At 50.0% G+C, this 21,937-nt stretch carries 22 protein-coding genes; 13 read left to right on the forward strand and 9 right to left on the reverse strand.

The genetic code is table 11. The features are described 5' to 3' along the window. Positions 1-52: 52 nt before the first annotated feature. From CAG65_RS14070 to CAG65_RS14100, 7 genes are all read left to right on the forward strand, one after another. Complete coding sequence (locus CAG65_RS14070) at positions 53-1,720, forward strand: methyl-accepting chemotaxis protein (RefSeq protein WP_161454051.1); 1,668 nt, start codon at positions 53-55, stop codon at positions 1,718-1,720. A gap of 116 nt (positions 1,721-1,836) precedes the next feature. Continuing rightward, positions 1,837-2,511, forward strand: coding sequence for a RadC family protein (gene radC, locus CAG65_RS14075; RefSeq protein WP_161454052.1), 675 nt, complete (start codon positions 1,837-1,839; stop codon positions 2,509-2,511). Between the two features lie 517 nt (positions 2,512-3,028). Further along, positions 3,029-3,265, forward strand: coding sequence for a 50S ribosomal protein L28 (rpmB, locus tag CAG65_RS14080; RefSeq protein ID WP_021704597.1), 237 nt, complete (start codon positions 3,029-3,031; stop codon positions 3,263-3,265). Between the two features lie 13 nt (positions 3,266-3,278). Next, positions 3,279-3,446: a 50S ribosomal protein L33 gene (gene rpmG / locus CAG65_RS14085; RefSeq protein WP_002535344.1), complete on the forward strand. Its 168-nt coding sequence runs from the start codon at positions 3,279-3,281 to the stop codon at positions 3,444-3,446. A 184-nt stretch (positions 3,447-3,630) separates the two neighbouring features. Further along, entirely contained in the window at positions 3,631-4,104 is a 474-nt protein-coding gene (locus tag CAG65_RS14090; protein ID WP_161454053.1) for a hypothetical protein, read from the forward strand. 47 nt (positions 4,105-4,151) lie between these two features. Continuing rightward, positions 4,152-4,988, forward strand: a complete 837-nt coding sequence (gene mutM / locus CAG65_RS14095) for a bifunctional DNA-formamidopyrimidine glycosylase/DNA-(apurinic or apyrimidinic site) lyase (RefSeq protein ID WP_021704595.1) — start codon at positions 4,152-4,154, stop codon at positions 4,986-4,988. Between the two features lie 35 nt (positions 4,989-5,023). After that, positions 5,024-6,031: an NAD-dependent epimerase gene (locus tag CAG65_RS14100; RefSeq protein WP_161454054.1), complete on the forward strand. Its 1,008-nt coding sequence runs from the start codon at positions 5,024-5,026 to the stop codon at positions 6,029-6,031. 19 nt (positions 6,032-6,050) lie between these two features. Here CAG65_RS14100 and coaD read toward each other — a convergent pair whose 3' ends face one another. Genes coaD through CAG65_RS14120 form a run of 4 tightly spaced genes read right to left on the reverse strand, consistent with a single transcriptional unit; the run spans position 6,051 to position 9,460 of the window. Next, entirely contained in the window at positions 6,051-6,542 is a 492-nt protein-coding gene (gene coaD, locus CAG65_RS14105) for a pantetheine-phosphate adenylyltransferase (RefSeq protein WP_040902335.1), read from the reverse strand. Continuing rightward, positions 6,523-7,566 carry a glycosyltransferase family 4 protein gene (locus CAG65_RS14110; protein ID WP_161454055.1) on the reverse strand — a complete coding sequence of 348 codons (1,044 nt, stop codon included), beginning with the start codon at positions 7,564-7,566 and terminating at the stop codon, positions 6,523-6,525. The genes coaD and CAG65_RS14110 overlap by 20 nt, the downstream gene beginning before the upstream one ends. Next, positions 7,563-8,345 carry a glycosyltransferase family 2 protein gene (locus CAG65_RS14115; protein ID WP_021704591.1) on the reverse strand — a complete coding sequence of 261 codons (783 nt, stop codon included), beginning with the start codon at positions 8,343-8,345 and terminating at the stop codon, positions 7,563-7,565. The genes CAG65_RS14110 and CAG65_RS14115 overlap by 4 nt, the downstream gene beginning before the upstream one ends. Next, a complete protein-coding gene (locus tag CAG65_RS14120) occupies positions 8,342-9,460 on the reverse strand; it encodes a glycosyltransferase family 9 protein (protein WP_161454056.1) in 1,119 nt (372 codons plus the stop codon). The genes CAG65_RS14115 and CAG65_RS14120 overlap by 4 nt, the downstream gene beginning before the upstream one ends. Positions 9,461-9,583: 123 nt before the next feature. On the opposite strand from CAG65_RS14120, the gene CAG65_RS14125 reads away from it, so the two are divergent. The 6 genes from CAG65_RS14125 to CAG65_RS14150 all read left to right on the forward strand — a co-directional run bounded on the left by CAG65_RS14125 (position 9,584) and on the right by CAG65_RS14150 (position 16,002). Continuing rightward, positions 9,584-10,288, forward strand: a complete 705-nt coding sequence (locus CAG65_RS14125) for a 3-deoxy-D-manno-octulosonic acid kinase (RefSeq protein WP_161454057.1) — start codon at positions 9,584-9,586, stop codon at positions 10,286-10,288. Positions 10,289-10,475: 187 nt separating this feature from the next. Further along, positions 10,476-11,582: a glycosyltransferase family 4 protein gene (locus CAG65_RS14130; RefSeq protein WP_161454058.1), complete on the forward strand. Its 1,107-nt coding sequence runs from the start codon at positions 10,476-10,478 to the stop codon at positions 11,580-11,582. A 7-nt stretch (positions 11,583-11,589) separates the two neighbouring features. After that, positions 11,590-12,168, forward strand: a complete 579-nt coding sequence (locus CAG65_RS14135) for a YrbL family protein (RefSeq protein WP_161454059.1) — start codon at positions 11,590-11,592, stop codon at positions 12,166-12,168. Positions 12,169-12,192: 24 nt separating this feature from the next. Continuing rightward, entirely contained in the window at positions 12,193-14,022 is a 1,830-nt protein-coding gene (locus CAG65_RS14140) for a DUF3413 domain-containing protein (protein ID WP_161454060.1), read from the forward strand. Between the two features lie 66 nt (positions 14,023-14,088). Further along, positions 14,089-14,952, forward strand: a complete 864-nt coding sequence (locus tag CAG65_RS14145; RefSeq protein WP_161454061.1) for a glycosyl transferase — start codon at positions 14,089-14,091, stop codon at positions 14,950-14,952. 156 nt (positions 14,953-15,108) lie between these two features. Beyond that, a complete protein-coding gene (locus CAG65_RS14150; protein ID WP_161454062.1) occupies positions 15,109-16,002 on the forward strand; it encodes a capsular polysaccharide synthesis protein in 894 nt (297 codons plus the stop codon). A 7-nt stretch (positions 16,003-16,009) separates the two neighbouring features. Here the strand turns inward: CAG65_RS14150 and CAG65_RS14155 are convergent, their stop codons facing one another. From CAG65_RS14155 to CAG65_RS14175, 5 genes are all read right to left on the reverse strand, one after another. Further along, positions 16,010-17,302, reverse strand: a complete 1,293-nt coding sequence (locus CAG65_RS14155) for an O-antigen ligase family protein (RefSeq protein ID WP_161454063.1) — start codon at positions 17,300-17,302, stop codon at positions 16,010-16,012. A 5-nt stretch (positions 17,303-17,307) separates the two neighbouring features. Further along, positions 17,308-18,582: a lipid IV(A) 3-deoxy-D-manno-octulosonic acid transferase gene (waaA, locus tag CAG65_RS14160; RefSeq protein ID WP_161454064.1), complete on the reverse strand. Its 1,275-nt coding sequence runs from the start codon at positions 18,580-18,582 to the stop codon at positions 17,308-17,310. Further along, positions 18,579-19,625 (reverse strand): lipopolysaccharide heptosyltransferase II, encoded by a 1,047-nt coding sequence (gene waaF, locus CAG65_RS14165; RefSeq protein WP_161454065.1) that lies wholly within the window; start codon positions 19,623-19,625, stop codon positions 18,579-18,581. The genes waaA and waaF overlap by 4 nt, the downstream gene beginning before the upstream one ends. A gap of 31 nt (positions 19,626-19,656) precedes the next feature. Beyond that, positions 19,657-20,643: a lauroyl-Kdo(2)-lipid IV(A) myristoyltransferase gene (lpxM, locus tag CAG65_RS14170; RefSeq protein WP_161454066.1), complete on the reverse strand. Its 987-nt coding sequence runs from the start codon at positions 20,641-20,643 to the stop codon at positions 19,657-19,659. A 151-nt stretch (positions 20,644-20,794) separates the two neighbouring features. After that, positions 20,795-21,937 (reverse strand): nucleotide sugar dehydrogenase (locus tag CAG65_RS14175; protein ID WP_237668816.1); only part of this gene is annotated, 1,143 nt, incomplete at its 5' end.

The following is a 21,937-nucleotide window of genomic DNA, read 5'->3' on the forward strand; positions in this document are numbered from 1 at the left end:
CTGCATGATAGGCGCATAACTCGCTGAAAATAATTGATAATAAGGCAAAATAATGAGAAGTCGGAATAAATTACTGTTACTGACCCTGATCCCTTTGATCGCCATTACGGCCATGGTGACCGCCGTGAATTATTGGAGCAGCATGCGTTCTCTGGACGAGGAGCTGAGCCGTTACCGCGCTGAGCTGCTGGAGACGCGCAAAGCGGAACTCAAGGCCTATCTGATGATGGGAGTGACGGCGATTAAGCCGCTTTACGATGCCGATCAACAGGGGGAAAACCAGGCCCGCGCCAAGACCATTCTGAAAGCGATGCGCTTTGGTGACGATGGCTATTTTTTTGCTTATGACTCGCAGGGCGTTAACACCTTACACGCGATTAAACCGCAACTGGAAGGTAAAAACCTGTATGGCCTGAAAGATGAAAATGGTGTGGCCGTGATTGCCGGACTGATCTCGGCGTCCAAGCAGGGCGACGGCTTTCTCAATTTTTCGTGGCACAAACCGACGATCGATGCTCAGGCCCCCAAGCTCGGGTACGCTGAATACCTGCCTAAATGGGATTGGGTGCTCGGTACCGGGATCTACATCGACGACATCGAAGCTCAGGTGGCGGCATTTCGTCACAGCAGTTTGGCGGCATTGAAAGCGCAGACATGGTCTGCGATTGGCCTGTCGGTGGTCGGACTGCTGCTCACTGGCGTGGTGGTCAGTTTGCTGGTGTCTCGTGGTATTCTTCCTTTGCAACACATCGCCGCGTCACTGGAAGATGTCGCAGCGGGCGGCGGCGATTTGACTGCGCGCCTGCAGGTTGAGACGCAGGACGAGGTTGGCGATGTCGCCCGGGCGTTTAACCAGTTTATGGATAAGCTGCAACCGCTCATCGCCGATATTCGCACTTCGGCGCAGAGCGTACAAAGCGCGTCACATGATCTCGACGATCAAACCAGCTACGCCAGCCAGCAGATGCAGAATCACTGCCTGGAAACTGACAAAGTGGTCACGGCCGTCACGGAAATGAGCGCGACTGCGCGCGAGGTGGCTGGCAATACCCACGCGACCGCTCAGGCGATTGATTCTGCCAATCAGCAGATCGATGAAGCGCAGCGCGAAGTCAGTGAGGCGATTGAGGGCATCGGCAAGCTGGTGGATGAGGTCAACCTGACTTCGGATGCGATTCAGGATCTCAGTGCTCAAACCGCCCAGATCACTCAGGTGCTGGACGTGATTGGCGGCATTGCCGAGCAGACCAATCTGCTGGCGTTAAATGCGGCGATTGAAGCCGCGCGAGCGGGTGAGCAGGGACGCGGGTTTGCTGTCGTGGCGGATGAGGTCCGTTCACTGGCGAGTCGCACTCAGAGCAGCACCCATGAGATTGGTGACATGCTTAAACAACTGCAAGGCGGGGTGGCGCGCGCGGTGACCACCATGAGTGCCAGTCAGCAACGGGGTGAGCAGACCGCTCAGGAATCGGTTCAGATCAAAGAGTCGTTGGCCGGCATTCAGCAGGCGGTACGCACCATTCATGATATGGGCATTCAGACAGCGTCGGCGGCGGAAGAGCAAAGTGTGGTGGCCGAAGACATCAACCAGAATCTGGTGGCCATTCAGCATATCGTCACCCAGTTAAGTGATAACCTGCAACGTTCAAAAGCGATCAGCGCCAGTCTCTCGGCCTCCGGACAAGAGATGGGACAACTGGTCGGGCATTTTAAACTCTGAGTGACTGCTCAGTTACACTCCCCGTCTGCCCGGCGTTGATAAACCCCAAGGGTCGCTTGCGCCCCTTGGGGTTTGCTGCTCTATATACGGGGTTATTGTGCTTGCTGAGTGAACCCATGAGCTTCAAATCCCTTCCCAGTGAATCCATGCCACGTGAAAAATTGCTGCGTCGTGGCCCACAGTCATTGTCTGACGCCGAATTGTTAGCGATTTTTCTGCGGACGGGGACGCCGGGCATGAATGTGTTGGCGTTGGCCGATAAGCTGCTGCAGGATTTTGGCTCTCTGCGTCAGCTGTTTTCGGCTACTCAAAACGAATTTTGTCAGCACAAAGGGCTGGGTCAGGCCAAGTATGTCCAGTTGCAGGCCGTACTGGAGATGACCCAGCGTTATCTGGCGGAAACGCTTAAGCGTGGCGGGGCGCTGACCAGCCCGCAGCAGACCCGGATGTATCTTTCCAGTGTTTTGCGCGACCGCCAGCGTGAGGCCTTCTACGTCTTGTTTCTCGACAACCAGCATCGAGTGATCAGCGACGAAGTGATGTTTGAAGGTACGTTGGATGCCGCCAGCGTTTACCCGCGCGAAGTGGTCAAGCGGGTATTGCATCATAACGCTGCTGCGCTGATTGTGGCGCACAATCATCCGTCAGGAGTGGCGGAGCCGAGTCAGGCCGACCGGCGCATTACGCAGCGTTTGAGCGATGCGCTGGCTTTGGTCGATGTCAGAATTCTCGATCATTTTGTGATTGGCGATGGTGAAGTGGTGTCGTTTGCCGAGCGTGGTTGGTTGTGAAGCGGCGCGAGCCTCAGACTTGAGGGAGTCAAACCCTCAAATCGGCGTTGTTGCTGTGATATTTTCTGTGTCTGACTGGCGGACAATAGCAAAGCTGTTTTACATACAGAATCGGATTGATTTGGCTTTATAATCAGATTGATATGAGATAATGGCATGCAGTTTAGTCACCAAAAAGGCGTCAGGTTAATCGTAGTTTTTATTCGGCTGGTGCCGAAAGCCGCCTGTGGTGTGTGGAAAGGCCGAAGTTTTTAGTTGTTCACCTGCGAGTTTCTGCTACAATCCCCCGACATTTTTTGAACTATTATCAGCTCTGCTTAAAAAAAGATCACGAAAACCCGTAAAAAGGATCTGTTCGGGTCTTGAGCAATACTAGTCAAGTTAGTATAATGCGCGACCTTTGATAGCCTTGTATGGATTTTCCATAACGGTTTTTAACCTCTAACTTCTGATTGGAAATAGAGAGGTTCGGCCACCAAGGTTGATATCGAGCTGAAACGATTTGGAGAAGACATTCATGTCCCGAGTATGCCAAGTAACTGGTAAGCGTCCAGTAACGGGTAACAACCGTTCACACGCACGAAATGCTACTAAGCGTCGTTTTCTGCCGAACCTACAAACTCATCGTTTCTGGGTAGAGAGCGAAAAACGTTTTGTTAAACTACGTCTGACTGCTAAAGGCATGCGTATCATCGACAAGAAAGGCATCGATGCTGTTCTTGCTGATATCCGTGCTCGTGGCGAAAACGTTTAAGAGGAATTAGGCAATGGCTAAAGGCATTCGTGAGAAAATCCGTCTGGTATCTTCTGCAGGTACTGGTCACTTCTACACAACTGATAAGAACAAACGTAACATGCCAGGCAAATTTGAGATCAAAAAGTTTGATCCAGTAGTTCGCCAGCACGTTATGTACAAAGAAGCGAAAATCAAGTAATTGATTTCGCCTTTGTAAAACTTCTCTCGTAGAAGTCGCAGTTGAGAAAACCCAGCTTTCGAGCTGGGTTTTTTATTGCCTGCTATTCTGCTTCTTTGGTTCGGAGCACCACTGCGCTGCGCCTTAGCGGCGAAATCATGTATACTTTTTGAGTCTCAAACAACGATAGCGGTGTGCCTGCCTGATGAAACTGACCCGTCGCCAGTGGAACAATGTGCTGATTCTAGCCATTATAGCGTTCATTGCGGTGTTGAATGTGCCGAGCTTGATCCGTACTTATCTGCTGGAACCCCAGTTGGCCCAGCCATCGGCCGCCCCGTTCCTGCTCGACCCTAACCAGGAAGTGGTTGCTATTTATGCCACGCGCTGGTCGCTGGAGAAGAATCAGGGCCGCTGGCGGCTTGATCCGCCTGCGCAAACGGCGCCTGAGGAGTTGGCTCAACGCTGGCTGGCGCTGCAGGGTACGATTGTGGATGAGGCAACTTATCGCTCATTGAGCGCTGGCTTAAGTTCACCGGTCAGTATCGAGGTGTGGTATCGCAATATCGAAGAGCCACAACGTATTACCTGGTATCAGACGGAGCAATTTGCTCTGTTTCAAAACTGGCAACAGCAGTGGATTGCGATTTCGGTTCAGCCAGCCTATCTGTTACCCTGATGGCGTAAACGCCGTTACCCAGTTGAATATCATAGAAAGAAGTACCCATGCCTGAATTACCAGAAGTTGAAGTCAGCCGAATGGGGATCAGCCCGCATCTTATCGGCCAGACGATCCGTTGTTTTACTTTCCGTACTCCTAAGCTGCGTTGGCCGATCCCGCACGAGCTGAAAGCGCTTGAAGGTCAGGTGGTGCGTCAGATCAGCCGCCGGGCGAAGTATCTGCTGATTGAAACGGACGCCGGTTGCGCCATTGTTCACCTTGGTATGTCCGGATCGTTGCGGGTACTGGATGGTGAGTTTGCGCCGAGTAAACACGATCACGTGGATCTGACGCTGACCAATGGCAAAGTACTGCGTTACAACGATCCACGCCGTTTCGGTGCCTGGTTATACAGTGAACCGGGTACTGAGCATCCGGTACTCGGCCACATGGGGCCGGAGCCGCTTAGTGAGGTCTTTACGCCAGAGTATATGCTGGAAAAGGCCGCTAACAAAAAGGTGGCGGTGAAGCAATTCGTTATGGACAACAAAGTGGTGGTCGGCGTCGGCAACATTTACGCCAATGAGTCGTTGTTCAAGGCCGGTATTCATCCGCTGACACCAGCAGGTACACTGACGCTTTCCGACTGGCAGCGCCTGGTACCTTTGATCAGGCAGACGCTGGAGACGGCGATCACGCAGGGCGGAACTACTCTGAAAGACTTTGCTCAGGCGGATGGTAAACCGGGCTATTTTGCTCAGGAGTTGCAGGTCTACGGTAAAAAAGGACAGCCGTGCTTACGATGTACCACCCCGATTGAAGAGCTGAAAATTGGCCAGCGCAATTCGTTTTTTTGTCCCCGATGCCAGCTAAGAGCGGAAACTCCGAACAAAAAAGGTTAGTATACAAACAGTTGCCCATCAAAAGGATTTGACGGATGAAGTTTTTAGTAACAGGCGCTGCTGGATTTATCGGATCGGCTGTGGTGGAACGTTTGTGCGCTGAAGGCCATGACGTGATCGGGATCGATAACCTCAATGCTTACTATGATGTGCGTTTGAAAGACGCGCGTTTAGCCCGTGTGGCACACCAGCATTTCACCTTTCTGGAACTGGACGTTGCTGATCGCGAAGCCGTGGCCCGTCTGTTTGTGGACGAAGAATTTGATAAAGTGATTCATCTGGCCGCGCAAGCCGGTGTCCGTTATTCAATTGAGAACCCGATGGCTTACGCGGACAGTAATTTAGTGGGTCACCTGACCATTTTGGAAGGCTGTCGACACCATCAAATTCAGCATCTGGTGTACGCTTCCTCCAGTTCGGTATACGGTCTCAATTGTAAAACACCGTTTAATACTTCAGACAGTGTCGACCACCCCATCTCTTTGTACGCCGCCACCAAAAAGTCCAATGAGTTGATGGCGCACACCTACTCGCATCTGTATGGTATCCCGACCACAGGTCTGCGCTTTTTTACGGTCTATGGTCCCTGGGGACGTCCGGATATGGCTCCGATCAAATTTACTCGAGCTATTCTCAGCGGTGCAGCGATCGATGTGTACAACAACGGTGATATGCTGCGTGACTTTACCTATATCGACGATATTGTGGAAGGTATCATGCGCATCAAAGATGTGGTGCCGCAGCCTGACTCTGGCTGGAGCGTCGAGACGGGGACACCAGCGACCAGTTCCGCGCCTTACCGGGTTTACAATATTGGGCACGGCAGTCCGGTCAAACTGATGGATTACATCCAGGCGTTAGAGTCTGCGCTCGGGGTGCGAGCGCAGAAAAATATGCTCCCGATGCAGCCGGGCGATGTGTACGTCACCTATGCCGACACCGAGGATTTGTTCAAGGCGACTGGTTATCGTCCCCAGGTTGGGGTAGAGCAAGGAGTGAAAGCGTTTGTCGACTGGTACAAACGCTATTATTCCATCGATTAAACAATAGAGGGGAGACCTTCTATTTTTGTATCTTGGTTTTGAGGGCCTCTGCCACGGCGGCCGGCACGAATCCGGCCACTTCTCCGCCGTGAATTGCCACTTCCCGTACGATGGTGGAAGAGATAAAAGCGTATTCTTCTGCTGGGGTAAGAAAGATACTTTCCAACCCGGGTAGCAGGCGTCGGTACATGTTGGTCAGGCCAAATTCATACTCAAAGTCGACCGTGGTTCTCAGACCGCGCACCAACAAGTTGGCTTTTTCATCACGGGCAAAATCAACCAGTAGTCCACTGAAACCTTTTGCACTGACATTGCCAAATTGCTGCGTGGCCTGTCTGGCCAGCTCAACGCGCTCTTCCAGCGTGAACATGGTGTTTTTTGATGGGCTGGCTGCCACCGCGATCACCACTTCATCAAACATGGCTGCCGCGCGTTGGATGATATCCAGATGTCCGTTGGTGAGCGGGTCAAAGGTGCCCGGGTAAATGACTTTATTGGCCATAAGATGCATCAACCTTCTGATAAATGTCCTGATACAGCAGAGCGGTGTGCTCGATGTAAAAATCTTTGAGTTTGTGTTGAGAGCCAGCGAGCAAACGCTGGCGTAGCGCTTCGTTCTGACTGAGTTGCACGATTGCCTCTGCCAGTGCTGCGGCGTCACCCGGCTCGATCAAGCGGCCCGAAACACCGTCTTCAATGATATCCGGAATGCCGCCGGCATTGGTTGCGATCACGGGCAGGCCGCTGTGCAGACCTTCGAGAATCACTGAGCCGAGGCCTTCGGTATACGAAGGGTGAACCTGTAGATCGGCCGCGCGAAACCAACTGCCCATATTGGATTGTTTGCCCACAAAGCTCAGATTGCTCAGCCCGGTTGCCAGGGTTTCCAATGTGGCGCGTTCTTTGCCGTCACCCAACAGGGCGAAATGAATCTCAGGATGGCTTTGTTCCAAGCGGCGAGCCGCTTCAATCGTCACATCAAACCCTTTGTGTGTCAGCATGTTAGCTGCATGAATCACCAAATATTTATTTTCAAAGCGTTGACGAATACTGGCCGCCTCAGTCTCATCGACTGGATAGCTGACTGGCGAACTCGGGATCTGATAGGTGGTCAGCACGGGGTATGCTTCACTGATTCGTCGGACTATCTCACGACTGAGCCCGACCACGGCCGTGGCACGACGGTATGCCATATTCGCCAGCCACTTCTTCTTCATTTTGTTGTCGATGCGACGGGTCACGATGTAAGGGACGCCATGGAGTACATTTTGGAGCAGCGCCCAATAAATGGCTCGCCCTTCATGTACATGGATCAGGCTACAGCCGTCGGTGACGGACTTCGCGTGTGCCTGGAAATAGTTTTTTGCCAGCACCAGTTGACAGTCGAGTTGCCGAATGGCATCGGCAAACGGGCTTTTCGGATTGGCAACGACCGTCAGTTGATAACCCATCTCTATCTGTTGTTTGATCAGCTGTAGGGTTTGATTTTCGCCACCGTGGTAACCGGAGGCCAGATTCACATGGCAGATGTTCATTGCTTGTTGCCTTGTTGTTTGACGTACTCACGCAACCACAAATCGGCGTAGCGGGTAAAGGTGGTATTGGCGCTCAGTACCGCCAACAGAAAACCGTGCTTGCCATCAAGAAAACCACGTTTGATTACGTACATTTTCAGGAAGCGGAACAGTCCGTGCATCACTGCCCCCGCGAGAGAAGAACGTTTGCGACCTTCGCGTTGATCGGCCCACGCCTGCATGTATTGCTGAGTTTTGCGCGTGTATTCGTTCAAACGCTCGTAGGTAAAATGCTTGAGGCGGCCGTTAAGCGACGTCACGCTAAAACCATCAGGGATCATCACACTTTCATGCACCAGAGCATCGTTGTAGTGCGTGTCCTGAGTCCGGTACAAACGTACTACCCAGTCCGGAGACCAACCGGAATGGCGAATTTCTTTTCCAAACGCGGTGGTGAGACGGTTGATTCGATAGAGCGTATCGCCGGAGTGTTGGCTTATTGCGGTTTGAATATCCGTTTTGAGTTCGGGAGTGACGCGTTCGTCGGCGTCCAGCCACAGGATAAAATCCGATTCCACGTAGGCTTGCGCGCGTTGTCGCTGAGGGCCAAACCCGGGCCAGTCTGCACTGGTGAAAAACTTATCGGTAAACTGACGCGCGATGGTTTCGGTGTTGTCGGTGCTGCCCGAATCGAGGATCACGATTTCATCGACCCATTCACAAACACTCTCCAGGCAGGCCTGAAGATGACGGGCTTCATTTTTGACGATCAACGTGACCGCTAAGGTTGGTTTACTCACTCGTGTGCCTTTTGATTGTGTTCACTGGCGCGATCCGCGCTCAGCTTGGAATGGTCGATGGTAAGTATAGAGAAATCTTGCACGGCTTTGTCCAGCATGGCGATCACTTGGTCGGACGTGATGCGCTGCATTGCGTGTTTGTCTTTGACTCGGGTACGCCAGTCCAACTCGCTGATCGGCTTGTGGTGTTCGGCTTGAATCGCTTCGTCATAGGCGGAGACAACGTATTCGCGATACTGGTATGGACAGGTACGGTCCGGATTATGATGGGCGTAAAGACCAATCACGGGTGTATTCATGGCATTGGCCATATGGGCCGGGCCGGTATCTGGGGCAATCACCAGATCCGCTCTATCCAGCAGGGCCAACATCTGCTTAATGCTACTTTGACCGACCAAGTTCGTTACGGGCTGGCTGAGTCGCCTTTCCACAGCTGTGGCCAGATCCACTTCCACCTTTGCCGGGCTGCCCGCTAAGGTGATGTGAAAGCCCAGAGTCTGGGCGTGATGGATCACATCGGCATAGCCTTCGGCTGTCCAGTTCTTATACGCTTTGCTGGCCGCCGGTACGATGACCAGATTCTTTTGGTCGGGGCTGAGTGCCTGCTGCGCCCACTGTCTGTCACTCCCCGAGTAGGGGATATGCCACCTTGGAGTCATGTCTGTGACCCCCAGGTGCGTACCGAAAGCGCGTAAACCATCCAGGACATGCGGTGCCTGAGGAGAGGGCACCTTCACATTGGTAAACAGCGTCTGGAAGTCCTGAGCGCGGTTGGCGTCAAAACCAAGCTTATAGCGAGCTTTAATGCCCAATGTGGCGACACTGGCGCGCAAAGCGTACTGCATGTGCAGCAGTGCATCGAACTGCTGTCCTTTCAGTTGATTCCACAGATCACGGTAGGCTCGCCAGCCGCGATTTTTGTCAAACACCACCACGTCGATACCGGGCAGATCGTCAATCAACTGGGCTTCCAGTTTCCCGGTTATCCAGGTAATGGCCGTGGTCGGCCAGGCGCGCTGAATCGCCTGAACGGCTGCAACGGTATTGCACACGTCGCCAATGGCAGACAGGCGCAAGACACAGATATACTTTGGAGCGGATGAGAACAGGGTCATTCGATATTTCATAGTAGAAAAAGCTAACAGGAATTATGCAGATAGGGTGAGAAAATGTAAAATCCTCTGTCAATATGACCTCGTCGGCGCTCATTTACCGGCTGCAACTGCATAGGCAACGATGTGAAAACACAGCAAAGAAAGAATCAGATGATTTGGTATGACGAACAGTTGTTGTCTGAAGACCCGCATCACTGTTTTGACCCGCAATTTTGGCAAGCTCAAAACAAAATCCTGGGCAGCGCGCAAGGGCGTGGCACTACATGGTTCGTGCAAACCGAAAAGCTGGCTGCGGCGCTGCGGCACTATCGGCGTGGCGGGTTGTTTGGCAAGTTGGTCAACGATCACTACTGGTTCAGTGGCTGGACGTCCACTCGCAGCTATCTTGAGTTTGATTTATTGCAGCGGCTGCGCCAGGCCGGCGTGAACGTGCCGCGTCCGATTGCCGCGCGAGCAGTGCGAACCGGTTTACTTTACCAGGCCGATTTGCTGAGTGAAAAAATTCCCCATGCTCGTGACTTGGTGTCGGTATTGCAAAGACAGCCGCTGGACGAAGCGTTGTATCTGAGCATCGGGCAGATGATTCGGCGTATGCACGACGCGCAGGTTAATCACACTGATCTTAATATCCACAACATTCTGCTTGATGACCAGCAGCAGGTGTGGCTGATCGACTTTGATAAATGTGCCGCTCAGCGCGGTGAACGCTGGAAAGCCGCTAACCTTGAGCGTCTCAAGCGTTCTTTTGTTAAAGAGCAGCAGCGCGCAGGTATCCACTGGCAACCAGCGCAGTGGCAGGCCATCCTTACGGGCTACTCCAGAGACTGAGTCAGTCTCCTCAGCCGTAGCTCTGCCATGATGGCTGAGAGGCGAACTTACGCACTCGGCTGGCTGATTCGCGGCTGTGGGTGGTCAAACCGGGTTGGTGGCTGTTTTGTAAAGGTGGGGTAACTCATGTATATTTTTACTCACCTTTTACCGGCCGCAGGCTGCCTTCACCGGGGCAAAATCCTAAATGAAAATTGCATTAATTCATATGCGTCACGCCAAGTCAGGTGGCACAGAGTTATTCCTTAACCACCTTTCCCGTTATCTGGCTGAGCAGGGTGAAGACGTGACTATTATTTGCCGCTCTCATGTTGAACCTTCTCATCCTGCTATTAAATTTGTCGAGCTGCGCCCGTTTGGACTCGGCAAAGCGCACCGGATGTGGCAGTTTGCCAAGGCGGTAGACAAGCATGTCAAGGCATCGGACTATGATTTTGTGTATGGGCTGGGCAAAACCTGGACACACGATATGCTGCGGATCGGTGGCGGCACGCATTTTCATTTCCTCAAAGCTTCCGGACGTCAGAAACTTCGGTGGAAGGACAAGGTATCGCTGAAAATTGAGCAAAAAGCGATGGCACCGGACGCATACAGACATATCGTGGCAAACTCATACAAAAGTGCCGCCGAGATCAGTGAGGCTTATCAGGTGCCTCGTGATAAGATTTCGGTGATCCACAATTTTGTCGATACCAAACGTTTTGATGCTGAGCGCTATCACGGGCAGGTCAGTCAGTTAAAACAACAGTTAGGGTTGGATTTTTCTCTGCCGACGTTTCTGTTTCTGGGGACCGGGTATGAGCGAAAAGGGCTGAAGAGCGCACTGGAAGCTTTGGCTCGCCTGAACTTTGCAGCCAACTTATTAATTGCTGGACGGGAAAACAGTGAAGGAGAGTACAAACAGTATGCGAAGTCGCTGGGAGTGGAAGCGCAGTGTGCATTTCTCGGAGCGCAGAGCCAGCCTGAACTCTACTTCTCCCTGGCCGATTGCTATCTGTTGCCAGCTCATTATGAACCGTTTGGCTTCACGGTCATTGAGGCTCTGGCCTGTGGGACTCCTGTGATCACAACCGAACAGTGTGGTGCCAAAGAAGTATTGCAGCCGCATGTGTCGACCGTCATATCCGCAGCGACTCAGTTTGATGAACTGGCGGCAGCGATGCAACACTGGGCGAATTACAAAGACGATGAGCATATTCAGCGTCAGTGTCGCGAATTGGCGCTGACACTGGATGTGGATGCCGTGATGGAGAAGAACTACCAGCAGATCCTGTCGGTGTACAACAATAAATGAGTGCTTAATGCAAGATTTTACCCAATGGAAAGTGATTGGCCGGGGGGATGAACGCGTTTGCTTCCAGAATCCGGACGATCCGACCCGATGTATCAAAGTCAGTCGTAAACACAAAGCAAAGCAGAGCCGGCGTGAGATCCGCTATTTGCAGTACCTGTTGAAACGCGGCGTGGCATTCACTCACATTCCAGCGTTTTATCAGGTCATTGAAACCGATGACTATATCGGTATGGAACAAGAGTTGGTGACCAACCCATCGGGCACACCGCCTCTTGATTTGCGTTACTATCTGGAACAACCGCTCAATACGGACCAGCAAGCCGCCTTTTGGCAGGCAATGCAGTCATTAAAAGACTATCTGTTGGAATACAATGTGATTCCATGTGATCTGGTCATGAGCAACATGTTAGTGGTTGAAGATGACAATCAAATTAAAGTCATGATGATTGACGGTTTTGGCGGAGCGGAGCTGATCCCGCTGGCTAACTATATTCGCTACTTCGGTAAACGGAAAATCGAACGCAAGTGGCGCGAGTTTATGGAACGGACTCTCAAACCTCACTTTAAACGGCAACAAACGTCATAACGCTGTTTTATAAAGAGATGATCTATGAACAAATCGAAATGGAGCGTATTGGGCTGGTTTGTCCTGCTTAACGCTATGTTGGCATCGTTGATCGCGGCCCGCTTTTTTGCTTTTTTCCCGACCGAATCATTTACCCCGCTATCCGCGCTGTTTGCGGTACTATCAACACTGGGTCAGATGTCCTTGTTGGTGGCGCTATTCGTGTTGGTGCTGTGGCCGTTATTATTTCTGCCTGAACGAGCCCGCCGTGTAAGCATGGCCATTATCGCGGCGCTGGGGATCAGCGTGTTGTTCATCGACACCATTGTGTTTGCCCAATACCGCTTCCACATTAATTCAGTTGTTGTCGGACTCATTCTGGCGGGTGACATTGTGTCATTCCCGTTGGTTACCTGGCTGATGGCCCTCGGTGGCTTTGTTGCCACATTGTTGATTGAATACACCGCGCTAGCCTATCTGGAAAAACGTCAGCAACATATCCCTGCCAAACTCGGTCGAAAATTGGGCTGGACGTTAATCAGTGTCTTTGTTCTGGCAAACCTGATTCACGCCTGGGCGGTGGCGAATGCGTATCAGCCGGTCTCGATGGTCAAGCGTTACCTGCCTCTGTATTACCCGCTGACTGCCAATTCATTGATGAAAAAGCTTGGCTGGGTCGATCTGGACGCGATTGAGCAGGAGAAGAGTCTCAAATTGTCGAATAAAGGGGATCTGAATTATCCTCTTAATCCTCTGCAAACCATGCCGTTGACGCGCCCGAAAGACATTATGCTCCTGGTGATCGACTCCTGGCGTTACGATACCTTCAGCCAGGCGGTGTCGCCGACTATCTGGCAACTTGCTCAGCAAGGCGTGACATATCAAAACCACATTTCGACGGGTAACGCGACGCGCACCGGTATCTTTGGTTTGTTTTATGGGATGCCGGGGACATACTGGCACGCGTTTCTGGCTAATCAGCGTTCTCCGGTATTGATTGACCGCTTGCAACAGCTCAATTATCAGATGGGGATATTTACGTCGGCTCAGTTAATTAAGCCGGAGTTCAATCGCACGGTTTTTCGCAATGTTCCCGATCTGCGTATTCGCTCAGAAGGGGACAGTCCGTCGGCAAAAGATCGTAATCTCACCGATGACTGGAAAAACTGGTATCAGAATGTAGATCATGCTAAACCGGCTTTTTCTTTCCTGTTTTATGATGCGCCACACGGGTATGATTTCCCGGCGACCTATCCGCATAAGTTTGAACCAATGCTGGATGAGTTGAATTATCTGGCGTTGAATAACGACACCGATCCGACGCCGTTATTTAATCGTTATAAAACCTCGGTACATTATGTTGATAGTCTGGTCAAAGAAGTCGTGAATACCCTTAAAGCTCAGGACAAACTGGACGATACAGTGATTATCATCACGGGTGATCACGGTCAGGAGCTCAACGACAACAAGCTGAACTTCTGGGGGCACAACAGTAACTTTACCGATCCTCAGGTGAAAGTGCCGTTTATCATTGTGGCGCCAGATGTGAAAAAGCTGGCCAATGCTCAGTATTTAAATGCATTGAGCTCCCACGAGGATGTGGTTCCGACGCTGATGGTGAATTATCTTGGTGTGGCGAACCCTTTGACGGACTATTCGACCGGGGAAGACTTATTTGGTCCGTTTAAACAACGTGGTTGGATCATGTCTTCAAAGTACAGCGGATATGGCATCATTACGCCGGACTCTATTCTGGAAGTGAATACCGCTGGGGGGTACGAATCGCTGGATAAACGCAATCGACCGACTGACAGACCTCTTAATTCAGAACAACTGACGGGTGCGCTTGAGCACATCAGTCGCTATTTGAAGTAACAACTTTTGGCCAACCGAACATATGTGGCCTTGTAAGTAATCAAACGGCTCGCGGAGATGTACAGAGTGTTTTTTAAGAAAAAGAGAAGAAAAGAGCTGGCAAAACAGGCGCTTCTAATCAAAGAGTCACTGCTTGTGCACGAGTATCATCATGCGTCATACCAGCTTAAACCGCTCATACAAAGTGATAAAATCGCTGAACAGCCCGTGGTCGTCAGCCTGACTTCATATTCTAAGCGCATTTACGATGTGTACCTGGTGCTGGAATCAATTGCGCAACAAACCGTGAAGCCGAATCGCGTCATTCTCTGGCTGGCAGAGGATGAATTAACGGCTGATGAGCTGCCAGTCACCTTAAAGCAGCGTCTAGACTTTGGCCTGGAAGTGCGCTTTTGTCCGGATACGCGCAGCTATAAAAAGATCGTGCCGACGCTGGAGCTATGTCCGGAAAGCATCGTCATCACACTGGATGACGATATCATTTATCCTCATGACACCATTGAAAACTTATTACGTGAACATCAAAAATACCCTCAGGCGATTTTGGGTAATCGAGCTCACGAGATAACGTTTGAGAAAGGTAAAGTGCAACCTTATAAGCACTGGACTAAAGAAGTCAGCCAACAAAGTGATCATGTTTTCCTTACAGGGTGTGGCGCGATTTTGTATCCACCAGGTTCATTGTCTCAGGCCGTCACGGATCAATCCTTGTTCATGCAGCTATGCCCTCATGCCGATGATATTTGGTTGTATGTTATGGCCAAATTACAAGGGACGGAGATCCGGAAAGCTCAAGGACGTTGTTTTAAGCATTTTATTCAGATTGCTAATAATCAGGATAATGGTTTGAACAAGCTTAATGTTGACCGTGGGCGAAACGATTCTCAGCTCAAAGCGGTACTTAACCATTTTAATTACAGTCTTCGATAAACAATGAATCACCTTTTTTCCCAGTTCATTCAGAGTGCTTTCTTTGAAAACAAGTGTATTGGCTTGAGAAAGCGGTTTGGTTTTTTAAGCCAAGCTTACAATCGAGCCTTTGACATCAACTTACTGCAACAGGGCACTCGCACAGAAAGCCAGGCGATGGCAATTGAAGAGTCGCACGCGGCGTTACGCCAGTTAAAACTGCCAACCAGCGATTCTGACGTATCGCCATCCTCACAAATGCCGAAGGTGATTTGGCTGTACTGGAATACCCCTATTGAGACTGCTCCCGAAGTTGTACAACTGAGTATTCGTTCCTGGCGAGAACTGAATCCAGGCTATGACGTGAACGTGTTGACAGATAGCAATTTATCAGAGGTGTTGGGCTTTGATTTTAATGCTGCTTTTCGCTTATCGACCATCAGGCTGAGTATGGCGGCAAAGGCCGACATTCTACGACTGTATTTGTTGTCTCGTTTTGGCGGAGTCTGGGCGGATTCGACGACATTTTGTCTCGAGCCTCTCGATAACTGGTTGCCAGATGCGATGGCGCGTCATGCGTTTTTCAGCTTTCGACATAACACCAATCCAACTCGTCCGATCGAGGCTTGGTTTCTTGCCGCGCCTAAGCAATCTCCGGTGACTCGTCATACCCTAAAGCTGTTCCTGGACTATGTGTTCAAACCACGAGAGCGAAGTTTATTTACATCGAATAAACGAAAGATGATGGAGAAAATCGGCGTGACGCGCAATTGCCGGAATACGTTGTATGCGGACACTGTGTATAAAGCGGAACAGGTTGGGTTCATGCCATATTTTACAGTGGGGTATTTTTTTAATGAGGCACTGCGTAAGTTCTACTCCCCTGACATGGTACAGGCATTTTATGACTTACCGAATGCGCATGCGATTCATGAGACTGAACACGAAAAATTCTTGAAATCAGTGGTTTCTAAGCAAACTTATAAAGGGAATTATCAGAATGAGGCCCTGTTTTTAGCTAGGCGAGGGCATCTGATGTCTTTGCTGGATAAGGCAAAGACATCAGGTTGACGGGCATCTACTCCCGAGGCTTCACGTTATTTTTGAGTTTTGGCAATGGGTACGTAAAAAGCCCTGCTAAAACAATGTTTTGTGCGTAAAGTCCCAGCATTTTGGTGTTGTAGGATTCAAATGAGTTGATGATGGCCCAAAATATCAGGAATAAAAACAGAAACACTTGCTGTGGGTACGGCTGATGCTGAATGATGTTTACAATGATGGTTCGGTAGAATAACACCACAAAGAGCAAGCCAAATAAGCCGTAAGCTACCAGAGTCTCTAAGTAGAAATTATGTAAATGACCAAAGCCTAATGTCCAGGGACGGGCTTGAAATTTTTTCGATGTCTGAATGACCTGCTTTACCGAGCCTTTATCTGTGCCGAGCAATGGGCTTTTGACGATCCACTTGCTGGCTTCTACCCAAGAGTTAACTCGAATACCAACGCTGGTCATGGGGATGTTATCCCAATCTCCCTCAGCCACTTTCTCAATAACACCGGACTCAGCAGTGACACGTTGATGAATAAAGCTGATGTGAAATAGAGAGCTACCCAAAACAGCGAGTAAAGCGTAGATCGCTAGCGTGCGCTTATAGTTAAACGAGCGGTAGCAAACCAAAGGTGAAAGCAGTGCAACCACGACGACGGCCAACCAGACCTGGCGACTCTGACTAATGATTGACGCAAACAACGCAAACAGAATGACACTACCACCGATAAAGTATGCCACTGGTTTGTATCGGCTTTTAGGCAGTTGGGTAATGATATAAGTGGTCAGCGCTGCCACCACCACCGACAGCATAGAGGTAAACTGGGCATTGTCCATTGCAAAGTCCACTCGCTGGCCGGAGAGTCCCAGAGCGAAGCTATTGTGCATGAAATTGTGATAACACGCGGTGAATATAAAACTGAGTACCAAAGAGGCGTAAAGCAGTCGCACTCTGTTTTTATGACCATTGACCCAAAATGCAATAAAAACAAATAGAAACAAGGCGGCAAGAAACTTGATTTGTGGGTAAGAGGTAGCTAAATCAGGGATAACCCGCAGTGAATTCATCCAGCTGGCTATTTGCACCGCAAAAGACAGCAGAAATACCCAGAAGATCGTGTTGTTATCTTCTCTTTTCAGAAGTTTTGTAAAAAGTGCTGGCAGACTGCCAATGATAATAAGGTTTTTGAACAGTTCGTTCAGTTCGAAGCGAGGAATCGTCGTTAACGTATACAAAATACAGATAGAGAACATAATGATTTCATATCCTCTGGAATTTACAATATACGTGAGCGACAGCCGAGACAGTTTGGAATCTGACATGGACATTACCGGTTTTCGTCTTGGTGCATGGAATGTGGCATTCCAGTGAATACGTACTTCAATGTGGTTTCAATCGGGCTCGTGCCTGACTGCCATTCAGTATTTGGTTTGTTATTACTTAACTTATTAAGCACGGCTTGGCTAAGTTCGTCTTGGTTATTGATAACTGTGACAATATTGTCCATCTTAAGTTCATCAACGATTGCCTGAAAGTTAAAGTAGCTAGGGCCGGTAATGGTTGGTACGTCCATCGCCAGAGGCTCCAGCACATTGTGTCCCCCCACTTTTTCCCCGAGCAAGCTTCCGCCCATAAAACATACATCGGCCGCCCCTAACATGATGAGCAGTTCTCCCATAGTATCGCCAAGGTACACTTGTGTTTGCGAACTGACCGGAGAGCTCTCTGAACGACGGACAACATTGTATGATCTGCTTTTAGCCAGTTCATACACTTTGTCGAACCTTTCCGGGTGTCGGGGAACCAAGATAAGCAGTATATCCGAGTTGTTCTTTATGAGCTGTTGATGGGCGTCCAATACGTACTCGTCTTCTCCTTCATGAGTACTGGCCGCGATCCAAATGGGACGCTCACTGCCCAGGGCTTCCCTCAGTTGTTTTGCGCTCTGGCGAACGGCTGGCGAGATTTGGATATCGAATTTGATAGATCCGGTCACTTTGAGCTTGTCTGCATCAATGCCGAGCTTTTGGAAGCGTACTTTGTCACTGTCATGTTGGCACAGCAGTAACGTCAGATGCTTGCTGATATCGTTAAATAAGGGCTGCACTTTTTGATAGTTACGGAAAGATTTTTCAGAAAGCCGCGCATTCACCACGATCGTGGGAATGTTGTGTTTGGCTACGGTTGCCAGCGTATTGGGCCACAGCTCAGTCTCGATGATCAAAAGCTTTTGCGGCTTGATTCGGTTTATAAAGCTTTTTACCGCAAAACTAAAGTCCAAAGGCATGTAACGGTGTTCAACCAACGTCCCAAGTTTCGCAATTTGTTCCGCCCCGGTAGAGGTTGTCGTGGTCACAACAATGGCTTGTTCTGGATATTGTGCCTTGAGGGCGTTTATGAGCGGAATCGCGGCAATGCTTTCCCCGACAGAGACGGAATGAATCCAGATAGGGCGACCATTGTGCTGGAGTTTAGGCGTTAAGCCAAAGTGCTCTTTCCATCGAGAGCCGAACTTAGGTTTGTTGGGTTTATGCCGATACAGGCCAAACAGCAATATCGGTGAAATGGCAATCAGTGCCAACGTATATAAAAACCGGATCATGAACTTGTTTTATTCGCGGGTAAGTGCTCAATCACACGCTGTGGTGATAAATCTTTCAAACATTTCAAATGGCCGAGCGGACATTCGCGTTTAAAGCAGGGGCGACATTCAATATTGGTACTGACAATATCGACTTTATCCGAAAGCGGCGGGGTGTAATCGGGCGACGTTGAGCCATAAACGCCGATCACATGGCACCCGACCGCAGCCGCGACGTGCATCAGACCAGAATCATTACTGATGACCGTATCACAAGCTGCGAGCAGGTCGACCGCTTCAATGAGATTGGTGCTCCCCGCCAAATTATGTACTTGGGAATGGTATTTAACCGGCATGCTCTGCTGGATGGCATCACAGATCGGTTGATCTTTGGCTGAGCCAAAGAGCCAAATTTGCTGGCCGTGTTTCGCTGCGTATGCTGCAACCTGAGCGTAATGTTCCACCGGCCATTGTTTTGCTGGTCCGAATTCGGCACCTGGACACAAGCCAATAACCGGGGTTAGTTTGTTTAAACCAAATTTATCTAATGTGGCTTGCTGAACCTCAGCATCGATCGCCAGTTGGGGTTTTGGTAGTGTATTTAACCCACCCAGCGAAGTGGAATCTGTCATCTCTTTTTTGGGGTGCGCCAGTGCGACATAGCGCTCGACCATAAATTGAAAGTCTTTTTTATTTGGACGCAGATCGTTGAGCAAACCGTACCTTAGCTCACCTTTCCAGCCGGTGCGTTTTGGGATGCCTGCAAACCAGGGGATCAAGGCAGATTTCGCCGAATTAGGCAGAATGTAGGCGTGATCATAGTGTTGCTTGGCCAGCTGTTTACCCAGCGCACGGCGCGCTTTCCAATTGAACTCACCGTGACCAACTGGCATCTCTATCGCGTGAGTGACTTCGGGCATGCGCTCCAAAATAGGCTTACACCAACCTGGTGCCAGCACGTCAATTTGCATCTCTGGATAGAGCTCTTTAAGGCGCTTGTACAGTGCCTGTGACATCACCATGTCGCCAACCCAGGAGGGGCCGATAATCAGTGTTTTTTCCATTGCTTCCATCGTTCTCGATACGGTTTCTGGTTTAGCCTGCTTGTTTTTGCTTTTGTTTGGCTAATCGATAGTAATTAACACCATCGGGTTGTGTTTTGAGTAACTTCAAAATCCACATGTATTGTTCTGGATATTGCCCTGCTCGCTGTTCAATAAACGCATTCATCATACGGGCATCTTCAGCTTCGCTGCTGGTCGGGAAATGCTCAAACGCAGGGTGAATATCAACGATGTATTTGTCACTTTTTGCATCAATCATGGCATACACTGGAATAATCACGGCGCGGCTGACCTTCGCCAGTTTGCCCAATCCTGGTAGTGTTGCCTTGGTTGCAGCAAAGAAATCGACAAAGATACTGTGTTCAGGTCCGTGATCCTGATCGGGAAGATAATAACCTAAGTAACCATCCCGGACGGACTTGATAAACGGTTTAACACCGCCACTGCGCTCATACACGCGTCCGCCATACTGCACGCGTTGACGGTGCATTAACCAGTCGAGCACGTCATTGCTCTGCTTTTTGGCCATCGCAGACACGGGCATACCTTTTGAAGCGAGCAAAATCGCTGGAACATCAATCGCCCAGGTGTGTGGCACCAGTAGAATGGCGTTCTGACCGTTGTCTATTTGATTCTTGATGTTCTCTAAGCCGCGGATCTCACATTGTTTATTGAGCCACGTTTTTCCTCGTAATGTGAGGCGGCCGAACCCGGTAAGAAACACGCCAGCGGTGGTGAGAGTTTCCAGTAGAATAGCTTCGCGTTCTTGCTCTGATTTTTCCGGAAAGCACAGCTCCAGATTGACCCAGGCGTTGAGCGTGGTGCCTTTGCGTTTGGAAACCAAGAGCTGGGCAACTCGTGCTGCCAGCCAGTAACGTAGTTTGTGAGGCAAAAGCGCCAGTGGAATACACGAGATGACGAGTAACCAGGTTCCCCAATATTTCGGTGACAGAAAGTGCCATTCGAAACGCGGGTGATACGCTAGAGGATCAAAGTCGTTACGTGGAGAAGAAGACATAAAGATCTCGACAGATGGATTAAGGGCGCGAAGAGTAACCTCTGGTTAATTGAGGCTGAGTATAACAGCTTTTTATTTGTGCTTCCTAGCGGACATAAAAACATGCCGACGAGGGCGCCGGCATGTGTGGAGTCTCTGTAGAATGTTAGGCTTAGTCACTACCGAATAAGTCGCGGGTATAGACCTTCTCGGCGACATTACTCAGTTCTTCCGCCATTCGGTTAGAAACGATCACGTCGGCCTCGTGTTTAAACGCCTCCAAGTCGGTGATGACTCGTGAGTTAAAGAAATGGTCGTCTTTCAATACTGGTTCATACACAATCACTTCGACGCCTTTGGCCTTCAGACGCTTCATGATGCCCTGAATGGAAGAGGCGCGGAAGTTATCCGAACCGGATTTCATAATCAGGCGATAAATACCCACCACTTTTGGGCTGCGTTTTAAAATCGAGTCAGCGATAAAGTCTTTACGGGTGCGGTTGGCCTCCACAATTGCGCCAATAATGTTATTCGGCACGTCTTCGTAATTGGCCAGAAGCTGCTTGGTGTCTTTTGGCAAACAGTAGCCGCCGTAACCAAAGGAGGGGTTGTTGTAGTGATCGCCAATACGCGGATCAAGACTGACCCCTTCGATAATCTGGCGAGAGCTTAATCCATGAGCTTCGGCATAAGAGTCCAACTCATTGAAGTAAGCGACCCGCATTGCCAGATAAGTGTTGGAAAACAGCTTAACCGCCTCAGCTTCGGTTGAATTGGTAAATAGTACCGGGATATCGAGCTTTTCTGCGCCTTCAACCAACAGCTGAGCAAACTTAGTCGCGCGTTCGCTTTGCTCACCGACAATAATTCGTGAGGGGTAAAGGTTGTCGTACAGCGCTTTACCTTCACGCAGGAACTCGGGGGAGAAGAGAATATTATCGCAACCCAGTTCGGCTTTGACTCGCTCGGTGTACCCAACAGGGATAGTCGACTTAATGACCATTACCGCCGTTGGATTGATATTCATTACTTCTTTAATCACCGCTTCTACTGAAGAGGTATTAAAATAGTTCGTTTGAGGATCATAGTCGGTTGGAGTGGCGATGATGACGTAGTCCGCACCTCGGTAGGCTTCTGCTTTATCTAATGTCGCCGTAAAGTTGAGTGACTTATTCGCCAAAAAAACTTCAATCTCACTATCGACGATGGGTGATTGCTTGTGGTTCAGCATGTTCACTTTTTCTTCGATAATGTCGACCGCCACGACTTCGTTATGTTGAGCCAATAGCATGGCGTTGGATAAGCCGACGTAACC

The sequence above is a fragment of the Vibrio sp. V39_P1S14PM300 genome, assembly GCF_009904765.1.
Lineage (GTDB): Bacteria > Pseudomonadota > Gammaproteobacteria > Enterobacterales > Vibrionaceae > Vibrio > Vibrio proteolyticus.

Bases quoted from the DNA above. Each gene is read 5' to 3' on its own strand.
- lpxM (WP_161454066.1), bottom strand. From the start codon at position 20,643: ATGTCTTCTTCTCCACGTAACGACTTTGATCCTCTAGCGTATCACCCG.
- CAG65_RS14155 (WP_161454063.1), bottom strand. From the start codon at position 17,302: ATGTCAGATTCCAAACTGTCTCGGCTGTCGCTCACGTATATTGTAAAT.
- CAG65_RS14135 (WP_161454059.1), top strand. From the start codon at position 11,590: ATGCAAGATTTTACCCAATGGAAAGTGATTGGCCGGGGGGATGAACGC.
- waaA (WP_161454064.1), bottom strand. From the start codon at position 18,582: ATGATCCGGTTTTTATATACGTTGGCACTGATTGCCATTTCACCGATA.
- CAG65_RS14110 (WP_161454055.1), bottom strand. From the start codon at position 7,566: ATGAACATCTGCCATGTGAATCTGGCCTCCGGTTACCACGGTGGCGAA.
- CAG65_RS14150 (WP_161454062.1), top strand. From the start codon at position 15,109: ATGGCAATTGAAGAGTCGCACGCGGCGTTACGCCAGTTAAAACTGCCA.
- CAG65_RS14090 (WP_161454053.1), top strand. From the start codon at position 3,631: ATGAAACTGACCCGTCGCCAGTGGAACAATGTGCTGATTCTAGCCATT.
- CAG65_RS14140 (WP_161454060.1), top strand. From the start codon at position 12,193: ATGAACAAATCGAAATGGAGCGTATTGGGCTGGTTTGTCCTGCTTAAC.
- CAG65_RS14100 (WP_161454054.1), top strand. From the start codon at position 5,024: ATGAAGTTTTTAGTAACAGGCGCTGCTGGATTTATCGGATCGGCTGTG.
- CAG65_RS14120 (WP_161454056.1), bottom strand. From the start codon at position 9,460: ATGACCCTGTTCTCATCCGCTCCAAAGTATATCTGTGTCTTGCGCCTG.
- waaF (WP_161454065.1), bottom strand. From the start codon at position 19,625: ATGGAAAAAACACTGATTATCGGCCCCTCCTGGGTTGGCGACATGGTG.
- rpmB (WP_021704597.1), top strand. From the start codon at position 3,029: ATGTCCCGAGTATGCCAAGTAACTGGTAAGCGTCCAGTAACGGGTAAC.
- CAG65_RS14130 (WP_161454058.1), top strand. From the start codon at position 10,476: ATGAAAATTGCATTAATTCATATGCGTCACGCCAAGTCAGGTGGCACA.
- mutM (WP_021704595.1), top strand. From the start codon at position 4,152: ATGCCTGAATTACCAGAAGTTGAAGTCAGCCGAATGGGGATCAGCCCG.
- radC (WP_161454052.1), top strand. From the start codon at position 1,837: ATGAGCTTCAAATCCCTTCCCAGTGAATCCATGCCACGTGAAAAATTG.
- CAG65_RS14070 (WP_161454051.1), top strand. From the start codon at position 53: ATGAGAAGTCGGAATAAATTACTGTTACTGACCCTGATCCCTTTGATC.
- rpmG (WP_002535344.1), top strand. From the start codon at position 3,279: ATGGCTAAAGGCATTCGTGAGAAAATCCGTCTGGTATCTTCTGCAGGT.
- coaD (WP_040902335.1), bottom strand. From the start codon at position 6,542: ATGCATCTTATGGCCAATAAAGTCATTTACCCGGGCACCTTTGACCCG.